Origin of the sequence: Streptomyces soli (assembly GCF_003999195.1) — a bacterium.
In the GTDB taxonomy this organism is placed as follows: Bacteria; Actinomycetota; Actinomycetes; order Streptomycetales; family Streptomycetaceae; genus Actinacidiphila; species Actinacidiphila soli.
This window is the reverse complement of record NZ_RJVR01000190.1, coordinates 13,463-39,232: the sequence shown is the minus strand read 5'-3', so window position 1 is coordinate 39,232 and position 25,770 is coordinate 13,463. Positions and strand designations below refer to the sequence as shown.

Sequence of the window (25,770 nt, the reverse complement as noted above, 5' to 3'; positions counted from 1 at the left end):
GCGCCGGGGCCGGGGCCGGCTGCGGCGCGGGGGCCGGAACAGCGGCAGGGGCCGGTGCGGGCGCCGCCGGAGCGGCGGCCTGCGGCTGGGCCGGCGGCGCGACAGGGGCGGCCTGAGTCGGCGGTGTCGTGGACGCGGCCACCGCGGAACCGGTGTCCGCCCCTGGCTTGTAATCGGCGAAGAAGTCCCACCAGGCTCGGTCTACCGAGTTCGGGTCCTGGAGGTACTGCTGGTAGATCTCATCGACGAGCCACTCATTCGGTCCGAAACCGGCGGCAGGGCTCTGGCCCTGCCCGTCGGTGTCGGTCGAGACGCTCGAGCTATTGGGGGACTGTGGCGACACGGCGGTAACCGCCCTCTTCCGCTTCACAAGGTTATGGACAGCGGAAATAAAGGCTACGCCTACCGGGGCCGATCATGCAGGCCTGGGGGTCAGTCGTCGTCTAAGTCACATCGGAAGGCTGGTTTCGGGGTAACTTTTGGCGGGAATGAGGTGCCGAATCGGCTGCGCCGGGTATACGTGAGCTCTGTCGCGGTGCTCCGGCTGACCTGCTCAGGGCCTGCTCAGGCCGGTTTCCTGCGGCCGGGGTCCGGTGCCGGGGCACGTGAGCAGCCCCCGGGCGTCAACTCGGCGCCTGGCCCGAGCCCGGGAGGGTGACCCGGATGCGGCAGCCGCGAGGGGATTCGGCCACCTGGATCGCGCCGCCGTGGAGATCGACGGCCCAGCGGGCGATGGCGAGGCCGAGGCCGGTGCCGCCGTCGCCGGTGGCGCCCGCGCCCCCGCGGTTGAAGCGTTCGAAGACGCGGTTGCGCTCGGACGCCGGGATACCGGGACCCTCGTCGAGCACCTCGAGGTCGAGGCTGCCGGGGCCGCTGCCGCGCCGGGCACGAACGGTGACACGGCCGCTGGACGGGCTGTGCTTGATGGCGTTGTCCACGAGGTTGGCGACGACCTGGTGGAGCCGTTCCGCGTCCGCGTGAGCGGTCAGTTCGGGCGGGGAGACGTCCAGGTGCAGATGGACGTCGGCACGGGGCCGGTGGCCTGCGCCTGGGCCGCCCTGCAGGCCCAGGCTGGCGGTTTTGATGACGGCGGACAGATAGGGCCAGACCTCGAAGCGCTTGGCGTCCAGCACGACGACGCCGCTGTCGAGCCGCGAGAGGTCGAGCAGGTGGCTGATCAGCCGGCTCAGCCGCTCGGTCTGCTGCAGAGCGGTGCGCATGGTCTCCGGATCGGCCTCGACGACCCCGTCCACCACGTTCTCCAGGACGGCGCGCAGGGCGGCCACGGGCGTACGCAGCTCGTGCGAGACATTCGCCACCAGCTCCTTGCGGTGCCGGTCCACGGCCTCCAGGTCGGCGGCCATGTGGTTGAAGGTGTCGGCGAGCTCACCGACCTCGTCGCGCCGTACGGCGGTCACGCGGCGGCTGTAGTCGCCGTTGGCCATGGCCCGGGCGACCGCGGTCATCTCGCGCAGCGGGGAGGTGAGCCCGTGCGCCACGAACTGGGTGATCAGCAGCGAGGCTATGACCGAGAAGATCGTGATGATGCGCATCTGGGTCTTGGACGCCACCGCCACGAAGAGCAGCAGCGTCGTAATGAGTACCGACACCACCACCAGCAGCTGCAGCGCCGCCTTGATCGACCGGAACGGGTCGTAGGGCCGCAGCCCCGCCCACACCTGCTCCCGCCAGTTGGCCCGCGGGGCGCCCGCGGCACGCGGTGCAACGTGCGCCGCGGGCTCGGTTCTGGCCATGCTCGTCCCCCTCAGAGTTACGGGGCGGGGGTCTCCAGCGCGTAGCCCACCCCGTGCACCGTGCGGATGCGTTCGGCACCGATCTTGCGCCGCAGCGCCTTCACATGGCTGTCGACAGTACGGGTGCCGGAAGCGTCTGCCCAGTCCCACACCTCGGCGAGCAGCTGCTCGCGCGAGAGCACGGCGCGCGGCTGCTGCGCGAGGCAGACGAGGAGGTCGAACTCGGTCGGGGTGAGGTGTACGTCACTGCCGCGCACCCGCACCCGGCGCTGTGCGTTGTCGATCTCCAGGTCGCCCAGCTGCAGGTTGCCGCCGCGGGGGTCGCGGGCGGCGATGGTGGCGCGCTCGACGCGGCGCAGCAGGACATGCACCCGGGCGGCCAGCTCGCGCATCGAGAACGGCTTGGTCATGTAGTCGTCGGCGCCGACGCCGAGCCCGACCAGCATGTCGGTCTCGTCGTCCCGGGCGGTGAGCATGAGCACCGGCACGGGCCGGGATGCCTGGACCCGGCGGCAGACCTCCAGGCCGTCGTAGCCGGGCAGCATGATGTCGAGTACCAGCAGATCGGGCTGCCAGGCCAGGGCCAGGTCCACAGCGGTGGGGCCGTCACCTGCGGTGCGCAGCTGAAAGCCTTCAGCTCTGAGCCGCGCCGCGATCGCGTCGGCGATGGTCGGGTCGTCCTCCACCACCAGCACCCGCCGCTGCGCGCCGGGCGTGACCGCGCCGGCGTCGCCGTGCGTCGGGTTGGTGCTGTCCATTCGCGTCCCCCATGTTGACTGTTGTCTCTGTTTGCTGACCATGCAGCGTACGGGGCCTACGGTGGCCGAGGCTACGCGGGCTTCGTCGCGAGGTGTACGACATCCGGAACGCCCCGTTTCACGGGGATCTCAATGGTCCGGACCTGCGTGAATCCCGCCGTCGGCAGGGATTTTTCGAAGGTCGCGGACGGCTGCGCAGACCATACCGCCAGTACGCCGCCCGCCGACAGCCGCGTCCGACACGCCGCCAGTCCTTCCGCCCCGTACAGCCCGTTATTGCCCTCGGTGACCGTCCAGTCGGGGCCGTTGTCGATGTCCAGGCACAGCGCGTCGTACGTTTCCGTTGAGTTCTGTACGTACGTCACCAGGTCGGCCTCGATCACCTCGACGCGCGGGTCGTCCAGTCCCTGCCCCGAGAACGCGGCGAGATGCCCCTCGCGGTGCCAGTCCACCACCGCCCGTTCCCGCTCCACGACGGCGATCCGCCCCCAGCGGGGCTCGTCCACCGCCTGGGCGAGGGAGAAGCCGACGCCCAGACCGCCGATGAGCAGCGACGGGGCGTCGCGGTCGGCCGGGAGCGCGGCGAGTGCCGTGTCGATCAGCAGCCGCTCCGAGCGGCCGTCGGAGGTGTCCATCAGGAAGCAGCCGTTGGCGATGATCTCGTACCGCTCGCCGCGCCGCCGCAGGGCCACCTCGCCGTACGGGCCCTCGCGGCGGTCGATCGTCAGCGGGCTCTCGTCCTTGTCGTCGTACATGAACGCCATGGGTACACAGCGTAATAAGGACGCGGAGCGGGGTTGGCGGACGGGACTCAGACCTGCTCTGCCGGCGGGGCGGAGAGGAGGCCGGTCAGGGGAGCGTCCGTGCGCCAGCCCAGCGACTCCTGCAGCGCCCGTCCCTCGACCGTCGCGCCCAGGACTCCGGTGGTGGCGCCGGCGTCGTAGGCGGCGTTGGCCAGGGCGCGCATAACCAGGCTGCCGAGGCCCTTGCGGCGATGGGCGGGGGAGGTCTCGATCTGGTCGAACACGGCGGCGTCGCTGCCCGACGGAAGGGCGACCCAGCCGTCGACCCAGGCGCGTGCGAGCCCGGTGTGCATGCGAGCCCCCCGATGCAATAGGCGCAGTAGCTGTTCGCTTATTACGTGGCTGCCGCAGGTGATCGCTCAGAGCGAACACGACCAGGGGAACATCAGGGCCCTCAAAAGCATTGAGTCTGCATAGCTCAACTTGATTGCTTAGGGAGAGATCATGGCTGTTTCGCATTCGTCGTCCGCGCCGCTCACCCTGCCCGTGCTGCCCCTCGATGACGCGGTGGTGCTGCCGGGCATGGTGGTGCCGCTGGACCTGACCGACACCGAGGTGCGCGCGGCGGTAGAGGCCGCTCAGGCCGCGCAGCGGGCCGACGGCAATCGCAACAAACCGCGGGTCCTGCTCGTTCCACGCGTTGGGGGCACCTCCCAGACGAAGTCTGGGGGAGGCAATTACGCGGCCGTAGGCACCCTCGGCACGGTCGAGCAGGTCGGACGGCTGTCGGACGGCGATCCGGGCGCCGTGATCCGTGGCGTGAGCCGGGTCCGTATCGGGGCCGGGACGATCGGGCCCGGCGGGGCACTCTGGGTCGAGGGCACGCAGGTCGTGGAGCCGACACCCACCGAGGCGCCCGGTGCCGTGGCCGAGCTGGTCAAGGAGTACAAGGCCCTGGCCACCAGCTGGCTGCGCAAACGCGGCGCCTGGCAGATCGTGGACCGCGTCCAGCAGATCGACGACGTCTCCTCGCTTGCCGACAACTCCGGCTACTCCGGTTTCCTGACCACCAAGCAGCGTGTCGAGCTGCTGGAGACCACCGACCCGGTGGCCCGCCTCAAGCTCGCCACCACCTGGCTTCGTGACCACCTCGCCGAACAGGACGTCGCCGACACCATCCGCAAGGACGTCCAGGAGGGCATGGAAAAGCAGCAGCGCGAGTTCCTGCTCCGCCAGCAGCTCGAAGCCGTACGCAAGGAGCTGGCCGAGCTCAAGGGCGACCCTTCGAGCGAGCCCGAGGACTACCGGGCCCGCGTCGAGTCGGCCGACCTGCCGGAGACGGTGCGGGAGGCCGCGCTCAAGGAGGTCGACAAGCTGGAGCGGTCCAGCGACGCGTCCCCCGAGGGCAGCTGGATCCGTACCTGGCTGGACACCGTCCTGGAGCTGCCGTGGAACACCACGACCCAGGACGCGTACGACATCCCCGGCGCCCGGGCCGTCCTGGACGCCGACCATGCCGGCCTGGACGACGTGAAGGAGCGGATCACCGAGTACCTGGCGGTGCGCAAGCGGCGCGCCGACCGCGGCCTCGGCGTGATCGGCGGCCGCCGGGCCGGTGCCGTGCTCGCGCTGGTCGGTCCGCCCGGCGTCGGCAAGACCTCGCTGGGCGAGTCCGTGGCCCGCGCCATGGGCCGTAAGTTCGTCCGCGTCGCCCTCGGTGGCGTCCGGGACGAGGCGGAGATCCGCGGCCACCGGCGTACGTACGTCGGGGCGCTGCCTGGCCGTATCGTCCGCGCCATCAAGGAGGCCGGGTCCATGAACCCGGTGGTCCTGCTGGACGAGATCGACAAGGTCGGCTCCGACTACCGGGGCGACCCGGCCGCCGCCCTGCTCGAGGTGCTCGACCCGGCGCAGAACCACACCTTCCGGGACCACTACCTGGAGGTCGAGCTGGACCTGTCGGACGTGGTCTTCCTGGCCACCGCCAACGTCCTGGAATCCATCCCCGAGCCGCTGCTCGACCGCATGGAGCTGGTCAGGCTCGACGGCTACACCGAGGACGAGAAGGTCACCATCGCCCGTGACCACCTGCTCCCGCGCCAGCTGGAGCGGGCCGGTCTCGCCGACGGCGAGGTCACGGTCGAGGACGGCGCGCTGCGCAGGCTCGCCGGCGAGTACACCCGCGAAGCGGGCGTACGTACCCTGGAGCGTTCGCTGGCCCGCATCCTGCGCAAGCTCGCGGCCAAGCACGAGCTGGGCGACCAGGAGCTGCCCTTCACCGTCACGCCCGACGACCTGCGCGGGCTGATCGGGCGGCCCCACCACGTCCCGGAGGCCCTCCAGGACCCGGAGGAGCGGCGCACGGCAGTGCCGGGCGTGTCCACCGGGCTCGCGGTCACCGGTGCCGGGGGTGATGTCCTCTACATCGAGGCATCGCTCGCCGACCCGGAGACCGGCGGTTCCGGGCTGCAGCTCACCGGGCAGCTGGGCGAGGTCATGAAGGAGTCCGCGCAGATCGCGCTGTCCTTCCTGCGCTCGCACGGCGCCGAGCTGGAGCTGCCGGTCGCCGACCTGAAGGAGCGTGGCGTCCACCTGCACGTCCCGGCGGGCGGCATCCCCAAGGACGGTCCGAGCGCGGGCATCACCATGACGACCGCGCTGGCCTCGCTGCTGTCGGGCCGCCGGGTCCGCACCGACGTGGCCATGACCGGTGAGGTGTCCCTGACCGGCCGCGTGCTGCCCATCGGTGGCGTCAAGCAGAAGCTGCTTGCCGCCCACCGGGCCGGGATCACGACCGTGGTGATCCCGAAGCGGAACGAGGCCGACCTGGACGACGTCCCGGCCGAGGTCCTGGAGAAGCTGGAGGTCCACCCGGTGTCGGACGTCCGGCAGGTGCTGCAGCTGGCTCTCGAGCCGGCGTCGGCCGACGCCGGCCTGGAGGTTCAGGTCGCGGCGTAAGTGAGGACGCGACCAGATGGCAGGAGCAGCTCTTCCTATTGAGCCTGGGAGGGGCTGCTCCGCGTCATCGAACGCGTGACCTTGGATATTCGGCGGGGGATTATGAGTGTGGTGGTGAAGCAGCACCGCGGTCAGCGGGCCCGGCTGGCGCTCACTGCCGAGCAGGAAGCCCGGCTTGATGCGTAGGCCTATGCCGCGCGGGCGTTGTGGAACACGCTGCACGACCTGTACTTGATGTGCGGGCGCGGCAGGCGGCCATCCCTGCTGTACCTGGAAACTGAGATCCGATGGGCGCGCAAGAACATCGACTGGCTGGCAGTGCTGCCGGCGCAAGCAGCTCAGCAGGTGCTCAAGGCGTGCCGCGCACCGTAGGACCTTCCGCAAACCAGGCGGGCGGGTCTCGAAGCGGCTGCACGCCCTCTACGCTCAGATCGGTCGCCTACTCGCGAAAGCCGAGCGCCGGGCAGCGGACTGGCAGCACAAGACGACCACAAAGATCGCAGACGCCTAAGCACTGGTTTCGGTGGAGGACCTTCACATCACGGCCATGGTGAAGTCCGCCAAGGGAACCGCCGAAGAGCCGGGGAACCGCGTGGCCCAGAAAGCCGGACTCAACCGGGCCATCGCGGGCGAGGCTTGGGGCCGGACTGTCGGGCTCCTTGCCTACAAGACCGCCGACCGAGGCGGTCTCCTGGTGACTGTCCCGGCCCCAGGTACCTCACTGCGCTGTTCGGAATGCGGCCGTACGACGGCCGGCAGCCGGGAGTCGCAGGCGATGTTCGTGTGCAAGAACCCCGAGTGCGGATGGATCGGCAATGCCGATCATAAAGCGGGCCGGAACATCGATCGGGCGGGTCTCGCACTCGCCGGCTGCCGGGAGGGCAGTCGCCGGGCAGGCATGACCTGCCAAACTCCCCCGGAGCGATCCAGGGGAGAATCCCTTGCCGCCCAGGCGCCGGAGAGCTCCAAGCCTGCGAAATACTGGGCTGACCAACTGCCGCGATGACTGTGGTCAGGGAAGTGGACTTCAGCCCGTGAAAAAAGGATAACGATGTGGCTATGCCCGATCGCCGTGTGGACCCGGTGATGGACGCGCTCGAACGCGAGCTGACCGTCCTCCTCCGGAGGGCCCGGGCGTCCTCCGGCGAGATGGCCCGCGAGGTCCACCCCGAGCTCGAACCCGCGGCCTACGGACTGCTGGCCCGGCTGTACGAGACCGGCCCCGAGCGCGCCACCCTCCTCGCCGGCTACTTCGGCGTCGGCAAGGCCACCATGAGCCGCCAGCTCCGCGCCCTCGAGGACCTCGGCCTCGTACGCCGCGAGCCCGACCCTGCCGACGGCCGCGCCTTCCTCGTCCAGCTCACCGACAACGGCCGCGCCCGCTTCACCCACGTACGCGACGCCCGGCGCCAACGCTACGTCCGCCGGCTCTCCGGCTGGGACCCGGCGGAACTCGGCGACCTCGCCCGGCTGCTGCGCCAGCTCAACCAGTCCCAGGAGGGCCCCCAGCCCCAGGAGCCCTAGGGCCTGTCCGGCGGATCTCCGCGGCGTCGCGTGCCTCCCCCAGCCTGGCGGCTGGGAGAGTGCCCCCACCGCCTTGCGATCGCAGGCACCAGACCCCGCTCCTTCTCCCACGGAGATCCGCCGGACAGGTTCTAGCCGAGCTCCGCCAGGACCGCCGTCGCGTCGTCGTGGGTCTTCCAGCGCGGGAAGCGGGCGCCGTCCGGATCGGCGGACTCGGCCGCCCGTACGCGGCGGATGAGCTCCTCGGGGCCCTGCTTGCGCAGCAGGGCGAAGGTGCCGGCCCAGTCGTCGTCCCCGAAGCCGTCCACGAGCCGGGTGGCACCGTCCGTCAGGGCGGCGAGGGCCCGTACGTCCCCCCGGGGGGAGCTGCCGGTGACGGCCCGCCCGGTGACGCCGGGGTCGGCGGCGGCGGTGAAGAAGCCGCCCTCCGCGTTGCGCTGGGCGTTGGTGATCGGGCCGAGGGCGCGGAGCCGGTCGAGGCGGTCGTCGAGCACGGGCCGGACGACCCCGTCCGCGCCCTCCAGGAGCAGCACGGAGTCGGAAAGCACCAGATGGTCGACGGTGTCCGCATTCCACCGGACTGCGACGGCAGTTGCCTGAGGGGTGAGGCGGTGAGAAAGGTCACACGTATGACGGTGCAGCTCGGCGGTGCGTTCAATCGCGATCGCGAGGCAGTCGGCAAGTGCCAGGTCAGGACGCGAAACGGACAGTTCGATCATGGTGCCGCCCAGCGCGGCGACGTACCAGGTCACGGAGTGCACGCAGCCGACATCGTCCCGCGGCGGGGTGACGCCGTCGAGCAGCACCAGAGATCCGCCGGAATTACCGGCGGGGAGCGCGACCGCGAGGAAGTCCTCGTTGGGGCGGTCGGGGTGTCCGGGCTCGGTCGAGGTGTCGATGCGCATGAGGCCCAGTATCCCGGCACGTTCGGTAGGTAACCGGTCGGCCCCGCGAAGCGAGGGCGCGCATCCTGCCAGGACCGGACGCGGTAGCCAAACCCGGCGTCCGCATATGCCCGTGGCCGCAAAAACCAACCCCTCGATGGGGTTGAACGTCAACTTGTGGGTGCGATTCACTCGTTCGGGTGTCGAGGTGGGGGACGCATGTCTCCGCCCCAACATGGACTGAGATGGTCGAGCCGCATGCCGAGGTGGGAGTCAGTCGTTGCCGTGCTCGGCCGATGTGTCGTCATCTCGGGACAAGTGACCAGGCGAGACGGGATAGCGAACACCGGTGCGAACACGACGTAATCCACGTGAGAAGCGTGTGCGGCAGCGGCTGCTTGCCACGCTGCTGGTCAGCACTGTCACGGTGCTGGCCGCTTCTGCGCCCGGCGTGGCCGTCGCGGCGGACGATCTGGCGGAGTCCCAGCGGCTGGTCGACATGGCGCAGTTGGACATCCAGGCCGTCTCCCTCGCGCACTCCCTCGCCGACGAGCGGGACGACATGGCCGCCTTCGTGGCCGGTGGCCGCAGCACCGCCTCCGGCGCCGGGGTCTCAGAGGCGGACCGCAGCCGGGTCGACCGGCAGGTGCAGGAGGTCACCGAGCAGGCGACCGCCGTCGACACCACCGACGCACCGGCCCTGGCCACCGCCGTCGGCGAGGTCGTCGGCCGGCTCAAGGCACTCGCGCGGGTCCGTCAGAAGGCCCTGTCGGGGCCCGAGTCGGCGCAGGACACCATCGACGCGTACAGCGCGGTCACCGACGCCCTCGACGGCATCGGCGCCGCCATCGCCCGCTCCCTCCCGGCCCGGGGCGCGGCCGCCGACACCACCGCCCTGCCCGACCTCACCCGGGCCGTCTCGCAGGCCTCGGCCGAACGCGGGCTGCTGGTCAGCGCGCTCACAGCCGGCGGCGGCCAGTCCGCGCTGACCACCGCCGCGCAGACCGCCGACGTACGGCAGCGGGCGGCCCTGGCCGACTTCCGGCAGACGGCGTCGACGGGCGCGCGCAAGCAGTACGACGAGACGGTCACCGGTTCGGACGCCGAGCAAGCCGAGAGCCGGCTGGCGCAGCTCACCGACGCGACCTGGCTGTCCGCCTCGGACCAGGCGCTCAAGCCGTCCTCCGTGGCGTCCGCACTCTCGGCCAGGATCGACCTGATGCGCAGCGTCGAGTCCTCGCTCGTGGCCGCCGAGGCGGAGCGCCTCGCGTCCCTGCGCGACGACGATGTCACCGCCCTCGAACTGCACATCGCGCTCACCGCCCTGTGCTTCCTGCTGGTCCTCGGCGTCAGCGTCTCCACCGCCCGCTCCATCACGCGCCCCGCCGCCGCGCTGGCCCGCTTCGCACGCGGCTACCCGCACGACACGACCGAGGCCAAGGCGGTGGGCAACGACGAGTTCGCCGTCACCGCCCGCGCCATCAACGCCCTCGTCGCCGACACCGCCGCCCTGCGCGAGCGGGCCGCCGCCCTGGACGCCGAGCACACCGCCCTGCTCGGCGTACGCGACGCCCTGGCCGCCGAGCGCGACGGCCTGCTCGGCAAGCAGGACGCGCTGACCGCGCAACTCGGCTCGCTGCAGGGCACAGTCCACTCGACGTACGTCAACCTCTCCCTGCGTACGCTCGGGCTGGTCGAGCGGCAGCTCACCCTCATCGAGCGCCTCGAGGACATCGTCCACGACCCGGAGGAGCTCCAGCAGCTCTTCAAGCTGGACCACCTGGCCACCCGGATGCGCCGCAACAGCGAGAACCTGCTGGTGCTCGCCGGGGCCGAGCACCCCACCGGGCAGCACGCCAAGTCGGTGCCGCTGGTGGACGTCGCGCGCGCCGCGATGTCGGAGATCGAGAACTACGAGCGGGTACGCATCCAGTTCCTGCCGGGCGGCCGGATCGTCGGCTTCGCGGCGGACGACACCAGCCACCTCATCGCCGAACTGCTGGAGAACGCAGCCGTGTTCTCGCCGCCGCAGGACGATGTGCACCTCAGCGGCTGGCTGCTGGAGAGCGGCGAACTCATGCTCTCCATCGAGGACCAGGGCATCGGCATCCCCGCCGCGCGGCTCACCGGGTTCAACGCGCTGCTGGAGCGCCCCGATCCGGCCGAACCAGCCTGCGACACCACCGGCATGGGCATGTACGTCATCGCCCGCCTCGCCGCCCGGCACGGCATCCGAGTCCAGCTCCGCGACCACGAGCGGGGCGGCGTCGCCGCGGTCGTCGTCATCCCGGCCGCCCTCGTGGCGGCCGCCGACGACCCCGACGGACCGCAGAGCCCCGTCGAGGCCGCCGCGGCCGGGGAGCCGCTGCGGCGACGTCTGCCCGGCCCCCGCAAGCCGGAGCCGGAGGCGAAGCAGGAACCGCAGCGGGAACCGAAGCAGCAACCGCAGCGGGCACCGGCGCCGGAACCGAAGGACGCGGAGCCCGTCGAGCACGCCCGGCCCGCCGACGACGGCCCGGCGCTGACCGCCAAGGGGCTGCCCCAGCGCGTACCCAAGGCGACCGGGCTGGAGGGGGAACCGGCCGCGCGGGAAAGGGAACGCGCGACGGCGCCCGTCGACGCCGAGGCACTGCGGCGCAGGCTCGGCGGCTTCCAGCAGGGGCTGATCGAGGGCCGGCGGGACGCGAACGCCGAAACGCAGGAGATCAGAGCAGAAGTGACAGCAGAGCTATCGGAATCACGTCCGGGGGGACCAGGCGACAGCGAAAGCGAAGGCGTCGAGGAGGCACGCGGTTAATGGCGGCGAGTACGGACAGCACCGAGAGTACGGACAACCGCAGACTGAGCCAGGAGGCCCGTAGCCTCCAGTGGCTGCTGACCAACTTCGTGGACGAGGTGCCGGGCGTACGTTCGGTGGCCGTCGTCTCCTCGGACGGGCTGATGCTCCTCACCTCCGAGGCGGACGCCCCCGAGGCGGCCGACGACACGAAGGGCCCGGCCGGCTCCACCGCGGACCTGGCGACCGTCGTTTCCGGCATCGCCTCGCTCACCGACGGCGCCGCGCGCCTGATGGAGGGCGGCGGCGTCCGGCAGACCGCCGTCGCGATGGAGAACGGCAGCGTCTTCGTGATGTCGATCAGCGACGGCTCCCTGCTGGGCGTGCACGCGACCGCCGACTGCGATATGAGCGTCGTGGCGTACCACATGGCCATGTTCGTGGGCCGGGCCGGGCACGTCCTGACCCCCGGCCTGCGCGACGAGTTGCGCCAGGTGATCGAAGGGGGCGGTCGGTGATGCCCCGCCACGCGAGCCCGGTCTCCGACGGCGTGGCCGCTGCCGCGCTCCCCACCCGCGGCGCGGGCCGCCGCTCCGCCCGCGTACGTCCGTACGCGCTCACCGGCGGCCGCACCCAATTCGGGCACGTGCTGCTCGTCGAGACCTTCGTCGCGGCGATCGACGGTCCCGAGGACCGGCTGGAGATCCTCTCCGGCGACTGGGCCGAGCGGGTCATGCCGGAGATGCGCGCCATCGTCGAACTCTGCCGCCGGATGCGCTCGGTCGCCGAGATCTCCGCGCTGCTGCGGATGCCGCTGGGCGTCGTACGCGTACTGCTCAGCGATTTGGCCGATCAGGGACGGATCCGCGTGTACGGAACCGGGCACGCGCCCGGCGCTCCGGACCACGCGCTGCTCGAAAGGGTGCTCAGTGGACTTCGCAGGCTCTGACATCTCGGAGGAGGACGGCTTGCAGCAGTGGCAGCTCGACCGCAGCCAGGCGCCGACCTCCACCAAGATCGTCGTGGCGGGGGGCTTCGGCGTCGGCAAGACCACCTTCGTGGGCGCCGTCTCCGAGATCACCCCGCTCACCACCGAAGCGGTGATGACCCGGGCCAGCGAGGACATCGACGACCTCGGCTCGACCCCGGACAAGACCACCACCACGGTCGCCATGGACTTCGGCCGCATCACCCTCGACCAGGAGCTGGTGCTCTACCTCTTCGGTACGCCGGGGCAGCAGCGCTTCTGGTTCATGTGGGACGACCTGGTGCGCGGGGCGATCGGCGCGGTCGTCCTCGCCGACACCCGGCGGCTGGCCGACTCCTTCCCGGCGCTGGACTACTTCGAGAGCAGCGGACTGCCGTACACCGTGGCCGTCAACCAGTTCGAGGGGACGACGGCCTACGACGAGGAGGACGTCCGCGAGGCACTCGCCGTCCCGGCGCACATCCCGGTGCTGATCTGCGACGCCCGCAAGCGGTACTCGGTGATCGAGGTGCTGCTGGCGCTGGTCGCCACAGCCCTGACGGCGCAGCCGGAGTAACCGGGCCCAGCGGCAAGGAAGTCTTCCGGGGCACGCCCCCGGGACAACCATCACCATCCCGTACGAGGTACAAGAGAGCGTGCTGCCATGCGCAAAATCCTGATCGTCGGAGCCGGCCAGGCCGGCCTCCAGCTTGCCCTGGGCGTGCAGTCCAAGGGCTACGAGGTCACCCTCATGTCCAACCGCACACCCGCCGAGATACGCAACGGCCGTGTCATGTCCACCCAGTGCATGTTCCACACCGCCCTGCAGCACGAGCGCGACCTCGGCATCAACTCCTGGGAGGACCAAGCCCCCCGCATCGAGGGCCTCGGCGTCTCGGTCACCGCCCCGGACGGGTCCCGGCCCATCGACTGGGTCGGCCACCTCGACGCGTACGCCCAGTCCGTCGACCAGCGGGTCAAGATGGCCGGCTGGATGGAGACCTTCGCCGCGCGCGGCGGCCGCCTGGTCATCCACGGCGTCGCCGTCTCGGACCTGGACTACTTGTCGCGTACGTACGACCTCGTGCTCGTCGCCGCCGGCAAGGGCGAACTCGTCTCGATGTTCGGACGCGACGACTCCCGCTCCCCGTACGACAGCCCGCAGCGCGCCCTCGCCGTCAGTTACGTGCACGGGCTGGCCCCGCGCCCGGAGCACCCCGACCTCCACGCGGTGCGGCTCAACCTGGTCCCCGGGGCCGGTGAGCTGATCACCATTCCGGCGCTGACCACCTCCGGCCCCTGCGACATCCTCTTCTGGGAGGGGCTGCCGGGCGGCCCGATGGATGTCTTCGACGGCGTCAAGGAGCCGGCCGAGATCCTCCGTACCACCCTCGACCTGATCCGCCGTTACCTTCCCTGGGAGTACGACCGGGCCCGTGACGTCGAGCTGACCGACGCGGGCTCCACCCTGACCGGCCGCTTCGCCCCGGTGGTCCGCAACCCGGTCGGCGAGCTGCCCTCGGGCGGCCTGGTGCTCGGCGTCGCCGACGTCGTCGTGGCGAACGACCCCATCACCGGGCAGGGTTCCAACAGCGCGGCCAAGTGTGCGGCCTCGTACCTCGACTCGATCACCGAGCACGGTGACAAGCTCTTCGACCGCGAGTGGATGCAGTCCACGTTCGACCGCTACTGGGACGACGCCCAGCACGTCACCAAGTGGACCAACGCGCTGCTCGGCCCGCCGCCGGAGCACGTGCTCGGCCTGATCGGTGCGGCCGGCCAGATCCCGGCGGTGGCCAACCGGTTCGCCAACGGCTTCGACGACCCGGCCGACTTCGAGCAGTACTTCTTCGAGCCGGCCAGGACCGCGGCTTACCTGGCGAAAGCGGCGTCGGCGCAGTCCTGAGGCGTTACGAACTGGCGTCGCCGAATGGGGTCGGGTCCGTCGCGGAGTCGGGCGCCGGGGGCGCATCGTACTCGTCCATCGAGCCCGCGTCGGGGTCGGGGCGGACAGCGCCGAGGATGGGGTTGCCCGCGATCGGGGAGATCTTGACGACGCCGCCGGGACGCGGGGCCTGGATGACCTTGCCGTTGCCGATGTATATGGCGACGTGGTGGGCGCCCCTGTAGTAGATGACGAGGTCACCGGGCCGCAGCAGGCTCAGCGGGATGTGGGTGAGGTGCTTCCACTGCTGCTCGCTGGTCCGGGGTATCGTCACGCCCGCGTCGGCCCAGGCCCTGGAGGTGAGCCCGGAGCAGTCGTAGGACTTCGGGCCCTCCGCGCCCCAGACGTAGGGCTTGCCGAGCTGCGCGTACGCGAACGAGATCGCCTGGTCACCGGCCAGCGAGGGAGCCAGGTCGGTCGAGCTGAGCTGGTTGGAGCCGAGGAAGAGCTGCTGGGCCTGGTTGATGCCTGCCTCTTCGAGCCGCTGGAGCGCGCGCAGTTCCGTGCCGGTCAGCCCGGCGACGATCTTCTCGACGTTGGCGAGCTTCTCCTCCACCTTCTGCTTCGCGTCGCGCTGCTGCTTGGCCAGCGTCTGCGAGGAGTCCAGCGAGTGCTGCGCGGCCTGGTTGAGGGTGGATATCCGGATCTCGCCGGTCTTGAGCCGTTGGACGATCTCGGCCTGTGTGCCGGCCGCGCGCTGCAGGATGTGGCTCTGCGAGAACAGGTCCTCGGGATTGTCACTGAGCATCAGATTCAGATACGGCTCCACCGAGCCGTCCTTGTACTGCTGCCGGGCGATCGCCCCCGCCTGCGCCTTCGCCTCGGCCAGCGCGATCCGCTCGTCCGCGAGCTGCTTGTCCAGGCGCTGGGCGGTGCCGCTCTGCTCCTTGAGCTGCGACTTCGCCGCGTCGTACGACTCGGTGGCCTCCTCGGCCTGGAGGTACAGCTCCTGGAGCCGGTCCAGCAGCGCGCTCAGCTGTGTGGTGGAGCGCTCCGGCTCGGCGACGGCCCTGGGCGCGGGGACGCCGAGGGCGGCCGTGGCCAGCAGGACCCCGCAGACGAGCGTCCGGAGCACCCGTAGACCGGGGCGGCGTACCGCTCCTGACATGCCCTCACCTCTCGATCGGCCAAAGATCACGTACTGCGGTAGATCCTGGCATGATCGGATGATTGGCGACAGAGGAAGCTGCCCGTCCGGGTGTCAGCTCGGCTTGGACCAGGGCCAGGCGGGTCCCCGGCCGGGCCGATTGCCCTCCGGGTCATAGACGAAGACAAAGCGCGTACGGCGCTGCGCGCGCGGCCCCGGGCTCGGCTCGCGGTGGTAGACGTGCACCACGGGCGGCGCGCCGTCCTCCTGCGGCACCGGCACCTCGTAGACCTTCGGGGGCTGGCCTGTCATGCCGGTCAGGACGCCCAGTACCCTGCCGTCGAGCGGGCCGCCGACGAATTCCGTGTCCTCGTGTCTCACGGGCTCAGGGTAGCGGCGGCAACAGATGCGCGACCGCTTCCGCCAAAGGCGTCACCCGGCGCGCGAGATCGCCCGCCGGCGAGCCCTTGTTCTCCTGGGCGAGGGCGGCCCGGGCGACCTCCGCGGTCTCCTCGTCGGTGGTGGACGAGACGAGCAGCAGCGCGATGAAGTGGTCGACCAGCCAACCCCGCAGCTCCGCTGCCGGGGGCCGCTTGCCCTCGTCGAGCCAGGTGAGGGAGACCGCCTCGACGGAGGCGATCCACGACCTGACCATCATGGCCAGCCGCGGCCCGGGCGCCGGTGCGCCCAGGTGCCCGAGGATCTCCTCTGCCGCCGCCCGCCGGACCTCGTCCACTATCGCGTTCGTCCGGCTGGTCTCGGCGACGCTGCCGCCGCGCAGCAGCGCGGAGTACGCGGCGTCGTGTTCGTCCACGAACCGCAGGTACCGGTCTATGGCGTTGGACAGCCGCTGCGTCATCTCGCCCTCCGGGGGCTCCACGAAGCACATGCGCAGCTCGTCGGCGGCATTGCGCAGCGCGGCCTCGTACAGCTGCTGCTTGCCGCCGGGGAAGTAGCGGTAGACCAGCGGCCGCGAGACCCCGGCGGCCACCGCGACGTCGTCGACCGAGACGTCGTCGGGGTTGCGGTGCCCGAAGAGGTCGATCGCGGAGGCGAGCAGCTGCGTACGGCGTTGCTCAACGCTCAGCCGGGTGTAGGCGCGCCTGCTGCTGTCCATGCGGGCAGCGTATCCGCCCCACTGATCAGCCCAGCAGGCCGGAGGCACGCCACAGCGGCAGCGCCGGCCCGCGCAGCAGGCCGATCTCGTCCAGAAAGTCCATGAGTCTGGCCGCCGCCTGCCTCATGACGTCGCGGCGGTGCGGACTGGTACGGGCCAGCTCGGCCGCGTTCGCGGGGTCGAGCCCTACGGAGGCATACACCTTGGGGCTGATCAGGGACCGGGCGATGACGCGGGCGGCCTCGGCGGACGCGATCCGGGTCAGGTGGATCTCCCAGCGGGGGGCGGTCCGCATCTGGCGGGTCAGCTCCTCGCGGGCGTAACGGATGTGCCGGGACTCCTCGACGACGTGGATGCGGGTGACGCCGCGCACCAGGGGCTGGACGCGCTCGTCGGGGAAGGTCAGCCGCTGCATCCAGTCGAGGATCTCCTCGGCCAGCAGGGTGCCGGTGAAGGATCCGGGGGTCGTGGACACCGTCTTCAGGACCCGGCCGAGCTGGTGGTCGACCCGCCTGGGCCGGTAGACGGGGGTGCCGAGCCGGGTCACCAGCCGGGCGAACATCTTCGAGTGCCGGCACTCGTCGGCTATCTCGGTGAGCGCGTACCGCACATGGCCGCTGGTGGGATCGAGATCGTACGAGTGCCGCAGCAGCAGCTGCATCAGGATGATCTCGAACCAGATGCCGATTGAGGCGAGTGAAGCCGCCTCGTGTCTGCTCAGCTCGATCCGCTGCTCCTCGCTCATGTGCTTCCACAGCGGGGTGTCGTAGAGCGAGCACAGCTCGGGCGGCCAGAACCACGCGCCTTCCTCGAAGGGTGCGTCCCAGTCCAGCTCGGTGTCAGGGTCGAAGGAGTGCTTGGCGGATGCGTCGAGGAGACGCTCCGCTACCTTTTCGCGCGACGCAAGGGGGCTTACAGCGACCATGTCCTTATGAGACTATGTGTCAGCAAGCCCGTCAACACCCGAGGGGATGCCAATGCCCGAGAACGTGTGGAAGGTCGAGGCCACCGGAGCGGCCCGCTTTTCGTGGGACTACGACGACGGCCGTGACCGGCTGCTCGCCCTCTACCAGAAGGGCAAGGACAAGCAGTGGGACGCGGTCACCCGCATCGACTGGGACATCGAGGTCGACCCGTACGACCCGCTGGGTGTCCCGGACCAGAACCTGACGCTCTACGGCACACCCCACTGGGACAAGATGTCGGAACGGGACCGCCGTGAGCTGCGCCGGCGCTACGCCTCGTGGCAGTTCAGCCAGTTCCTGCACGGCGAGCAGGGCGCGATGATCTGCGCCGCCCGCATCGTGGAGTCCGTCCCCGACCTGGACGCCAAGTTCTACTCCGCGACCCAGACCATGGACGAGGCCCGGCACGCCGAGATCTACGCCCGCTTCCTGCGCGACAAGATCGGCATGACGTACCCGATCAACGACTCGCTGCAGTCCCTGCTCGGCGACACCCTGCGCGACTCGCGGTGGGACATGCCCTACCTGGGGATGCAGGTGCTCATCGAGGGCCTGGCGCTGGCCGCCTTCGGCATGCTCCGCGACACCACCGACAAGCCGCTTCCCAAGCAGATCCTCGCCTACGTCATGCAGGACGAGGCCCGGCACGTCGCCTTCGGACGGATGGCGCTGCGCGACTACTACAAGCAGCTCAGCGACGCCGAGCTGCGCGAGCGCGAGGAGTTCGTGATCGAGGGCTGCTACCTCATGCGCGACCGGCTGCGCGGTGCCGAAGTGCTGGAGGACTTCGGCATTCCGCGCGCCGAGGCGGAGGAGCTCAGCGAGCGCTCGGAGTATCTGCAGCTCTTCCGGCGGCTGCTGTTCAGCCGCATCGTGCCGTGCGTCAAGGACATCGGGCTGTGGGGCGAGCGGCTGCAACGCGCCTATGTCGACATGGGCGTCTTCGAGATGGGCGACTCCAGCCTGGACCTGCTCATGGCCCAGGACGAGGAGATCGCCGAGAAGCTCGACGCCGAGCGCTTCGCGGCGGAGGAGCAGGCACGGGTGGCGGAGGTCGCGGACGCGGTCGCGGCGGGCGCGGAGGAAGGCTGACCTGCATCTGTAGCCCTAGGCGCGCGGCGGTGCCAGGCTTGGAGTACGTACGTACGCGCGCGCAAAGCGCTCCCAGCCGGCCCCCGCACTCCGCGAAGCCGAAGGAGAAGCCGCAGATGATGCCGCTCGGATCAGGACGTAGTGACCCGTTCGCCGAACTCTTCAACCGATTTCTCGGGCTGAGCCCGATGTCCGCGCCGCCCGCCGTTCAGCGGGTCCCCATCGGGCGGCTGCTCAGTGACTCCGCCCGCGAGCTGCTGGCTCTAGCCGTGCAGCGGGCCACCGAGGACGGCAGTGACGACCTCGACACCGACCACCTGCTCTGGGCCGCCACCCAGATCGAGCCCACCCGGGCCGCCCTCGCCAAGGCGGGCGCCGCCCCCGACCAGCTCGCCGAGGAGCTGGCCGAGATCCTCCCCAAAGGCAGGCTGGAACAGGGTGAGGAGCCCCAGCTCACCCCCGCCGCCAAGCGAACGCTCCTCGGCGCCCACGCGATCAGCCAGGCCACCGGGGCCTCGTACATCGGCCCCCAGCACATCCTGCAGTCCCTGGTCGAGCAACCGCAGAGCGCCGCCGGGCAGGCCCTGGCCAACCACATCGGCTCCCCGGAAGAGCTGCGCCGGGCCGCCGAGACCGAGCAGGCGCAGGCCCCGGTGGGCCGCAAGAGCGACACCCCGACCCTCGACGAGTACGGGCGCGACATCACCGAGGACGCCAAGGCGGGCAAGCTGGACGTCGTGGTCGGCCGGGCCGACGAGATCGAGCAGACCATCGAGGTGCTGTCCCGCCGCTCCAAGAACAACCCCGTCCTCATCGGCGAGCCCGGTGTGGGCAAGACGGCGATCGTCGAGGGCCTCGCCCAGCGCATCGTCAACGGCGACGTCCCGCTGTCCCTCGCCGACAAGCGCGTGGTCGCCCTCGACCTGGTCGGCATGGTCGCGGGCTCCCGCTACCGGGGCGACTTCGAGGAACGCATCAAGAAGGTCCTCGACGAGGTCAAGGAGACCCAGGGCAACCTCATCCTCTTCGTCGACGAACTGCACACCATGGTCGGCGCCGGCGGCACCGGCGAGGGCTCCATGGACGCCGGCAACATCCTCAAGCCCGCCCTCGCGCGCGGCGAACTCCACCTCGTCGGCGCCACCACCATCGACGAGTACCGCAAGAACATCGAGAAGGACGCCGCCCTGGAGCGCCGCTTCCAGCCCATCCTGGTACGCGAACCCACCGTCGAGGAGACCATCCTGATCCTGGAGGGGCTGCGGGACGCGTACGAAGCCCACCACCAGGTCCGCTTCCACGACGACGCCCTCGTGGCCGCCGCCGAGCTGTCCGACCGTTACATCTCCGACCGCTTCCTCCCAGACAAGGCCATCGACCTCATCGACCAGGCGGGCGCCCGCGTACGGCTCCGCTCGCTCGGCCGCAGCACCGAGGTCGTCGCCGTCGACGACCGGCTCACCAAGCTGCGCCGGGAGAAGGACGAGGCGGTCGCCCAGGAGCAGTACCAGCGAGCCGAGGACCTCAAGGTGGAGATCCGCAAGGCCGAGGAGGAGCTGGCCCGGCTCGGCGAACGCCGCGAAGGCGTCGCCGCCGTCACGGCGTCGGACATCGCCTCCATCGTCTCCACCCGTACCGGCATCCCCGTCGACAAGCTAACCGAGGGCGAGCGGGAACGGCTGATGAAGCTCGAAGAGGCCCTCCACTCCCGCGTCGTCGGCCAGGACGAGGCCGTCACCGCCGTGGCCGAGGCCGTCCGCCGCAGCCGCTCCGGCCTCGGCGACCCCGACCGCCCCGTCGGCTCCTTCCTCTTCCTCGGCCCGACCGGCGTCGGCAAGACCGAACTCGCCAAGGCCCTCGCCGAACTCCTCTTCGGCGACGAGGACCGCCTCATCCGCTTCGACATGAGCGAGTACCAGGAACGCCACACCGTCTCCCGGCTCGTCGGCGCCCCTCCCGGCTACGTCGGCCACGAGGAAGCCGGCCAGCTCACCGAGGCGGTGCGCCGCAAGCCGTACAGCGTCCTGCTCTTCGACGAGGTCGAGAAGGCCCACCCGGACGTCTTCAACCTGTTGCTGCAGGTGCTGGACGACGGCCGCCTGACCGACGCGCAGGGCCGCACGGTCGACTTCCGCAACACGGTCGTCATCATGACCAGCAACGTCGGCGCCCCCACCATCCAGACCATGGCCGACCGCCCGGTCTCGGAGATCCGCGACGCCATCCAGGCCGACATCCAGGCGCACTTCCGCCCCGAGTTCCTCAACCGGATCGACGAGACCATCGTCTTCCACCCCCTCAGCCGGGAGAACCTCTCGGTGATCGTGGATCTGATGCTGGAGCGCAGCCGCCGCAGGCTCAGGGCCCAGGACCTCAAGCTGGAGCTCACCGAGGAAGCCAAGGAATGGCTCGTCAACGCCGGCTACCAGCCCGAGTTCGGTGCCCGCCCGCTGCGCCGCACCATCCAGACCGAGCTGGACAACCGCGTCGCCAACCTCCTGCTCTCCGGCGCCGCCCAGCCCGGCGACACGGTCTACGTCGACGTGGAGGACCGCCGGCTCGCCTGCTCCATCCACCGCACCGACGAGCCCGACAAGGAGGCCGACGCCTAGGCGGCCCCCACCACGGCAGCGGCGCGTTCGTACCGGCGGAGTTCGCCGAGGGTGTCCTCGGACCCCTCAGACCCCTCGGCCCACTGGGACCAAACGCGCTCGCTGGTCGTGACGAGCCGGTAGACGACGGCCCGGGCCACATACCGTACGAAGGTAGGTCCACGATCGCGCACCGCCTGCGCCAGCAGTTCGCTGCCGGCGGCGTGCCAGATCAGGGCGTCGCCCACAACCACTGCCTCGCCGAAGGCCGGTGGGCGCCAGTAGGGCGAGAAGTCGATGACCGCCGGGGCCAGCCCGGGAGCGAACAGCACGTTGCCCGTCAGGTCACCGTGGATGAGCTGGGGCCGGTCCCGCGGCGGCGGCCCGAGCAGAGCCGCCAGCGTGTCGTACGGCGCGCGGAAGCCGGGCAGGAGGTCGGGCTCCTCTTCTCCCCAGGCGACCTTGGCTCCGGTCTCCCACCAGTTGGACCGGCGGTCCAGGAAGCCGGGGCGGGGAACGCCGGCCAGCGCCCGGTGGAAGGCACGGCCTGCCGCGATGATCTCCGGCCAGCGCGGCGTGGTCGCGTGGTCCGGCTCGGTGCCGGGGACGTGACGGGAGGCGCTCCAGCCGCTGAGGCTCCAAGCCCCGTCGACGGTGCGCAGGGGGCGGGCGACCCGGAAGCCGTCCTCCGGGAGCGAAGCCATGAGGTCGGCCAGCCAGTCCGCGGTCTCCCGGTCGGGGTCGGCGGGCTTGAGTACGGCGTCACCGACGCGGACGCAGCGGCCTTCGCCGCCGGGAAGCAGGACGGGATCTCCGGTGAGCCCGAAGGCGTCGAGGACATCCCGTACGGGGACGGTCATCGCCGTCCCTCGCCCACGCGGGTGCCTATGACGACGGTGGCGTAGAGCTCGTCGGAGGTGACCACGCGGGCGGTGAGGCCGGCGCCGGCGACGGTGTCGAGGGCCCGGGGGGCCTGGCGTTCGCTGGTTTCGAAGAGGAGGTGGCCGCCGGGAGCCAGCCACTGGGGGGCGTCGGCGGCCACCCGGCGGAGGATGTCGAGGCCGTCGGCGCCGCCGTCAAGGGCGAGGCGGGCCTCGTGGACGCGGGCTTCGGCGGGGAGGAGGGCGATGTCGCGGGTGGGCACGTACGGGGCGTTGGCGACGAGGACGTCGACGCGGCCGCGCAGGGCCCGGGGCAGCGAATCGTAGAGGTCGCCCTCGTGGACGCGGCCGCCGGTGGTGGCGAGGTTGCGGCGGGCGCAGCGGACGGCGGCGGGGTCGATGTCGGAGGCGTGGAGGTCGATGCTGTCAAGGGTGGCCGCCAGGGCCGCGCCGAGGGCGCCGGAGCCGCAGCACAGGTCGACGACGACCGCTTGCGGCGGGGCGAGGGCGGCGGCCTGGTGGACGAGGAACTCGGTACGGCGGCGGGGGACGAAGACGCCGGCGTCGAGGGAGACGCGGAGGCCGCAGAACTCGGCCCAGCCCAGGACGTGTTCGAGGGGGAGGCCGGAGGCACGACGCTCGACCATGGAGGCGAGATCGGCGGGGGTCTCAGCGGCGGAGATGATCAACTCGGCCTCGTCCTCGGCGAAGACACAGCCGGCGGCGCGGAGCCTGGTGACGATGGCGGACAAGGAGAGCGATGCGACAGACGACACGTGAACCCTTCGGGATACCTGATGGGGCTCCCGGCGGTTCACCTAGGTCGTAGGGACCGCGTGGCTTCGGGAGGGGAGCACCCAAGCTGATACAGCGGTAATGGGTCTCACCTCCTCGGTCGGTCCGGTCCATCAGTGCTGAAGACGGCAGCAACACTACAGTACGGCCCGCATCACGGCACGGGCGATCGGCGCGGCGACGCCGCCGCCGCTGATGTCGGCGCGGTTGGCGGCGGCGTCCTCGACCACGACGGCCACCGCGACGGCCGGGGTGCCGGAATCCTTGGGGTGGGCCCAGGCGATGAACCAGGCGAAGGGCATGCCGCGGTTGTTCTCGCCGTTCTGGGCGGTGCCGGTCTTGCCGCCGACGACCGCGCCGGGGATGGCGGCGCGGCGGCCGGTGCCCTGGGCGACGGCGCCGGTCATGAGCTCCTGCATCTGCGCGGCGACGTTGGCGTCCATGACCTGGCGGTAGACGGAGTCGTAGGTGGTGGCGACGGGCGTACGGTCCACAAGGTGCGGCTGCATCAACGTGCCGCCGTTGGCGACGGCGGCGGCGACCATGGCCATCTGGAGGGGCGTGGCGGCGGTGTTGTACTGGCCGATGGAGGACAGCGCGAGCTGGGCCCTGTCCATGTGGGTGTCGAAGACGCTGGTGGCGGCCCGGGACGGGATCCGCAGGGCGGGGTCGTTGAAGCCGAAGGCCCCGGCGGTGTCGGCCATCGCCTTGAGCCCGACGTCGTCGCCCAGCTTGCCGAAGACCGTGTTGCAGGAGATCTGGTAGGCGATTCTTAGGCTCGCGTCGCGGCAGGCCTCGGTGGAGGACTCGTTGGTGAGCCTGACCGTCGAGCCGGGCAGCGGATAGGGGTCGGGGGAGTCGGTGGGCTCGTCGACATCCGTGATGGTGCCGCTGGTGAGCGCGGCGATGGCGGTCACCGTCTTGAAGGTCGAGCCTGGCGGATAGGTCTGCCGCAGCGCGCGGTTGACCATGGGCTGGTCGGGGTGGTCGAGCAGGCCCGACCAGGCGGTGGTGGCGGCCGGGCCGGTGCCGGCGATGTCGCCGGGGTCGTACGAGGGCGTGCTGACGAGGGCGAGAATCCGGCCGGTGGCGGGGTCGAGCGCGGCGACGGCGCCCTTTCTGCCGCCGAGGCCCCGGTAGGCGGCGCGCTGGGCGGCAGGGTTGATGGTGGTGCGTACGTCGCCGCCGGGCTGCTGCCGGCGGGTGACGGCGTTCCAGAGGGGGAGGGCGACGAGCTGGTCGGCGGTGCCGGACAGGACGTCGTCCTCGGCGGCCTCGAGGAGCGTGGCGCCATAGGTCTGCGAGGCGAAGCCGGTGACGGGGGCGTAGAGCGGCCCGTCGGTGTAGGCGCGTACGTACTTGAGCTGGCTGTGGGTCGCCCGGGAGCCGGTGACGGGGTGGCCGCCGACGAGAATGTTGCCGCGCGGCTGGGCGTAGCGGGTGATGGCGAGGCGGCGATTGGCCGGATTGCCGTCGTAGGAGGGCGAGTCGAGGACCTGGACGCGGGTGGCGCCCAGCAGCAGCGTGAGGAGGAGCAGCAGGCAGAAGGCGGCGGCGTGGCGCCCGTGGCGGGTCATCGGCCGCGGCCTTCGTCGGCGCTTCGCGCGGTGTCGCTGAGCAGCATCAGCAGGGCGACGATGATCCAGTTGGTGACTACGGACGAGCCGCCCTGCGCCAGGAACGGCATCGCCATGCCGGTGAGCGGGATCAGGTCGGTCACGCCGCCGGTGATGACGAAGACCTGCAGCGCGATGATCGAGGCGAGGCCGATCGCCAGCAGCCGGCCGAAGGGGTCGCGCATGGCGAGCCCGGCGCGGTAGCCGCGGGCCACGAGCAGGGCGTAGAGCAGGATGACCGCGCCGATCCCGGCCAGGCCCAGTTCCTCGCCGGCCGTGGCGAGGATGAAGTCGGACTTGACGGCGAAGCCGATGAGGACGGAGTGACCCTCGCCGAGCCCGGCGCCGAGCGCGCCGCCGGCGGCGAACGCGAAGAGGGACTGGGCGAGTTGGCCGGGGCCGCGGCCGGCGTCGATGCTGGCGAAGGGGTGCAGCCAGTCCGTCACGCGGCTGTGGACGTGCGGTTCGAGGGCGCCGGCGGCGAAGGCCCCGGCGGCGGACAGGACCAGGCCGACGGCGATCCAGCCGGTGCGGCCGGTGGCGACGTAGAGCAGGATCACGAAGAGGCCGAAGAAGAGCAGCGAGGTGCCCAGGTCGCGTTCGAGGACCAGGACGCCGACGCTGATCACCCAGATCGCGAGGATCGGGCCGAGAACCCGGCCGGTGGGCAGCTGAAGCTTGCGGATGCGGCGGCCGGTGTAGGCGAGGGCGTGGCGGTTGTCGGCGAGGTAGGCGGCGAAGAAGACGGCCAGCAGGACCTTGGCGAACTCGCCGGGCTGAATGGAGAATCCCGCGTATTGGATCCAGATCTTGGCGCCGTTCACGGCAGGGAAGAAGATCGGGACGATCATCAGGACCAGGGCGGCGGCCACGCTGACGTACGCGTAACGGGCCAGCACGCGGTAGTCGCGGAGCAGGACGACGACGCCGATGAAGAGCGCGACCCCGAGGGCCGACCAGATCAGCTGGGCGGGCGCGGCCGTGTCCGGGGTCTGCAGGTCGAGGCGGTAGATCAGGACCAGGCCCAGGCCGTTGAGCAGGACCGCGATCGGCAGGAGGAGCGGGTCGGCGTAGGGCGCGCGGAGGCGGACCGAGATGTGCGCGAGGAGGGCGAGGCCGCCCAGCGCCGAGCCGTAGCGGACCGCGTCGGGTGGGACGGCGCCGTACCTGGCCAGACCGACCGCGCAGTAGCCGTAGACGGAGATCAGGACCGCCGCCACCAGCAGGGCCAGCTCCACGCCACGGCGCTTCGGCAGCCGGATGGCGGGTGGGGGCGGCGCGTCCACCGTCGATGTGCGCATGCGACGCAACGTAGCA

At 71.0% G+C, this 25,770-nt stretch carries 25 protein-coding genes; 11 read left to right on the top strand and 14 right to left on the bottom strand.

Features of this window, described 5'->3' with window-relative positions; all coding sequences use genetic code 11:
- The 5 genes from EFK10_RS17960 to EFK10_RS17940 all read right to left on the bottom strand — a co-directional run.
- Nucleotides 1–343 (bottom strand): 2-oxoglutarate dehydrogenase E1 subunit family protein (locus tag EFK10_RS17960; protein WP_206305491.1); only part of this gene is annotated, 343 nt, incomplete at its 3' end.
- 280 nt (nt 344–623) lie between these two features.
- Nucleotides 624–1,754, bottom strand: coding sequence for a HAMP domain-containing sensor histidine kinase (locus EFK10_RS17955; protein WP_127356695.1), 1,131 nt, complete (start codon nt 1,752–1,754; stop codon nt 624–626).
- A 17-nt stretch (nt 1,755–1,771) separates the two neighbouring features.
- Nucleotides 1,772–2,512, bottom strand: a complete 741-nt coding sequence (locus EFK10_RS17950) for a response regulator transcription factor (RefSeq protein WP_127356694.1) — start codon at nt 2,510–2,512, stop codon at nt 1,772–1,774.
- A gap of 71 nt (nt 2,513–2,583) precedes the next feature.
- Nucleotides 2,584–3,276 (bottom strand): spermine/spermidine synthase domain-containing protein, encoded by a 693-nt coding sequence (locus EFK10_RS17945; protein ID WP_240677284.1) that lies wholly within the window; start codon nt 3,274–3,276, stop codon nt 2,584–2,586.
- A 47-nt stretch (nt 3,277–3,323) separates the two neighbouring features.
- Nucleotides 3,324–3,608, bottom strand: a complete 285-nt coding sequence (locus EFK10_RS17940) for a GNAT family N-acetyltransferase (protein ID WP_127356693.1) — start codon at nt 3,606–3,608, stop codon at nt 3,324–3,326.
- Nucleotides 3,609–3,759: 151 nt separating this feature from the next.
- Between EFK10_RS17940 and lon the strand changes: the two genes are divergently transcribed.
- From lon to EFK10_RS17925, 4 genes are all read left to right on the top strand, one after another.
- Nucleotides 3,760–6,213 carry an endopeptidase La gene (lon, locus tag EFK10_RS17935; protein ID WP_127356692.1) on the top strand — a complete coding sequence of 818 codons (2,454 nt, stop codon included), beginning with the start codon at nt 3,760–3,762 and terminating at the stop codon, nt 6,211–6,213.
- 204 nt (nt 6,214–6,417) lie between these two features.
- Complete coding sequence (locus EFK10_RS50340; RefSeq protein ID WP_240677283.1) at nt 6,418–6,585, top strand: hypothetical protein; 168 nt, start codon at nt 6,418–6,420, stop codon at nt 6,583–6,585.
- Nucleotides 6,586–6,760: 175 nt separating this feature from the next.
- Nucleotides 6,761–7,219, top strand: coding sequence for a transposase (locus tag EFK10_RS50335; protein ID WP_240677287.1), 459 nt, complete (start codon nt 6,761–6,763; stop codon nt 7,217–7,219).
- A 53-nt stretch (nt 7,220–7,272) separates the two neighbouring features.
- Nucleotides 7,273–7,737, top strand: a complete 465-nt coding sequence (locus EFK10_RS17925) for a MarR family winged helix-turn-helix transcriptional regulator (RefSeq protein WP_127356691.1) — start codon at nt 7,273–7,275, stop codon at nt 7,735–7,737.
- 131 nt (nt 7,738–7,868) lie between these two features.
- Here EFK10_RS17925 and EFK10_RS17920 read toward each other — a convergent pair whose 3' ends face one another.
- The gene (locus EFK10_RS17920) at nt 7,869–8,642 is read right to left on the bottom strand and encodes a hypothetical protein (RefSeq protein WP_127356690.1); all 774 of its coding nucleotides are present in this window, start codon (nt 8,640–8,642) and stop codon (nt 7,869–7,871) included.
- 361 nt (nt 8,643–9,003) lie between these two features.
- Here EFK10_RS17920 and EFK10_RS17915 point away from each other — a divergent pair, with 361 nt between their 5' ends.
- The 5 genes from EFK10_RS17915 (at nt 9,004) to EFK10_RS17895 (ending at nt 14,270) form a co-directional block, all read left to right on the top strand.
- Nucleotides 9,004–11,418 (top strand): sensor histidine kinase, encoded by a 2,415-nt coding sequence (locus tag EFK10_RS17915; RefSeq protein ID WP_240677282.1) that lies wholly within the window; start codon nt 9,004–9,006, stop codon nt 11,416–11,418.
- Nucleotides 11,418–11,915: a roadblock/LC7 domain-containing protein gene (locus tag EFK10_RS17910; protein ID WP_127356689.1), complete on the top strand. Its 498-nt coding sequence runs from the start codon at nt 11,418–11,420 to the stop codon at nt 11,913–11,915. Before EFK10_RS17915 ends, EFK10_RS17910 begins: the two co-directional genes overlap by 1 nt.
- Nucleotides 11,915–12,346 carry a DUF742 domain-containing protein gene (locus tag EFK10_RS17905; protein WP_127356688.1) on the top strand — a complete coding sequence of 144 codons (432 nt, stop codon included), beginning with the start codon at nt 11,915–11,917 and terminating at the stop codon, nt 12,344–12,346. Before EFK10_RS17910 ends, EFK10_RS17905 begins: the two co-directional genes overlap by 1 nt.
- Complete coding sequence (locus EFK10_RS17900; protein ID WP_127356687.1) at nt 12,327–12,941, top strand: GTP-binding protein; 615 nt, start codon at nt 12,327–12,329, stop codon at nt 12,939–12,941. Before EFK10_RS17905 ends, EFK10_RS17900 begins: the two co-directional genes overlap by 20 nt.
- A gap of 87 nt (nt 12,942–13,028) precedes the next feature.
- Nucleotides 13,029–14,270 carry a styrene monooxygenase/indole monooxygenase family protein gene (locus EFK10_RS17895; RefSeq protein WP_127356686.1) on the top strand — a complete coding sequence of 414 codons (1,242 nt, stop codon included), beginning with the start codon at nt 13,029–13,031 and terminating at the stop codon, nt 14,268–14,270.
- Nucleotides 14,271–14,274: 4 nt separating this feature from the next.
- Here EFK10_RS17895 and EFK10_RS17890 read toward each other — a convergent pair whose 3' ends face one another.
- The 4 genes from EFK10_RS17890 to EFK10_RS17875 all read right to left on the bottom strand — a co-directional run bounded on the left by EFK10_RS17890 (nt 14,275) and on the right by EFK10_RS17875 (nt 17,438).
- On the bottom strand, nt 14,275–15,417 hold the full coding sequence (locus tag EFK10_RS17890; RefSeq protein ID WP_240677281.1) for a C40 family peptidase: 1,143 nt from the start codon (nt 15,415–15,417) through the stop codon (nt 14,275–14,277).
- Between the two features lie 93 nt (nt 15,418–15,510).
- The gene (locus EFK10_RS17885; protein ID WP_127356685.1) at nt 15,511–15,777 is read right to left on the bottom strand and encodes a hypothetical protein; all 267 of its coding nucleotides are present in this window, start codon (nt 15,775–15,777) and stop codon (nt 15,511–15,513) included.
- A gap of 4 nt (nt 15,778–15,781) precedes the next feature.
- The gene (locus EFK10_RS17880; RefSeq protein ID WP_127356684.1) at nt 15,782–16,513 is read right to left on the bottom strand and encodes a TetR/AcrR family transcriptional regulator; all 732 of its coding nucleotides are present in this window, start codon (nt 16,511–16,513) and stop codon (nt 15,782–15,784) included.
- 25 nt (nt 16,514–16,538) lie between these two features.
- Nucleotides 16,539–17,438, bottom strand: coding sequence for an AurF N-oxygenase family protein (locus EFK10_RS17875; RefSeq protein WP_127356683.1), 900 nt, complete (start codon nt 17,436–17,438; stop codon nt 16,539–16,541).
- A gap of 46 nt (nt 17,439–17,484) precedes the next feature.
- Here EFK10_RS17875 and EFK10_RS17870 point away from each other — a divergent pair, with 46 nt between their 5' ends.
- Together EFK10_RS17870 and EFK10_RS17865 are read left to right on the top strand one after the other, a co-directional pair.
- Nucleotides 17,485–18,570, top strand: coding sequence for a ferritin-like domain-containing protein (locus EFK10_RS17870; protein WP_127356682.1), 1,086 nt, complete (start codon nt 17,485–17,487; stop codon nt 18,568–18,570).
- Between the two features lie 119 nt (nt 18,571–18,689).
- Nucleotides 18,690–21,182, top strand: a complete 2,493-nt coding sequence (locus EFK10_RS17865; RefSeq protein WP_407647097.1) for an ATP-dependent Clp protease ATP-binding subunit — start codon at nt 18,690–18,692, stop codon at nt 21,180–21,182.
- Here EFK10_RS17865 and EFK10_RS17860 read toward each other — a convergent pair.
- The 4 genes from EFK10_RS17860 to EFK10_RS17845 all read right to left on the bottom strand — a co-directional run bounded on the left by EFK10_RS17860 (nt 21,179) and on the right by EFK10_RS17845 (nt 25,754).
- Entirely contained in the window at nt 21,179–22,021 is an 843-nt protein-coding gene (locus EFK10_RS17860; RefSeq protein WP_127356680.1) for an aminoglycoside phosphotransferase, read from the bottom strand. The two genes, EFK10_RS17865 and EFK10_RS17860, sit on opposite strands and share 4 nt — an antisense overlap.
- Nucleotides 22,018–22,818, bottom strand: coding sequence for a putative protein N(5)-glutamine methyltransferase (locus tag EFK10_RS17855; RefSeq protein WP_127356679.1), 801 nt, complete (start codon nt 22,816–22,818; stop codon nt 22,018–22,020). The genes EFK10_RS17860 and EFK10_RS17855 overlap by 4 nt, the downstream gene beginning before the upstream one ends.
- 156 nt (nt 22,819–22,974) lie before the next feature.
- Nucleotides 22,975–24,414, bottom strand: a complete 1,440-nt coding sequence (locus EFK10_RS17850) for a penicillin-binding transpeptidase domain-containing protein (RefSeq protein ID WP_127356678.1) — start codon at nt 24,412–24,414, stop codon at nt 22,975–22,977.
- Nucleotides 24,411–25,754, bottom strand: a complete 1,344-nt coding sequence (locus EFK10_RS17845; RefSeq protein ID WP_127356677.1) for an FtsW/RodA/SpoVE family cell cycle protein — start codon at nt 25,752–25,754, stop codon at nt 24,411–24,413. The genes EFK10_RS17850 and EFK10_RS17845 overlap by 4 nt, the downstream gene beginning before the upstream one ends.
- Between the last annotated feature and the right edge of the window lie 16 nt (nt 25,755–25,770).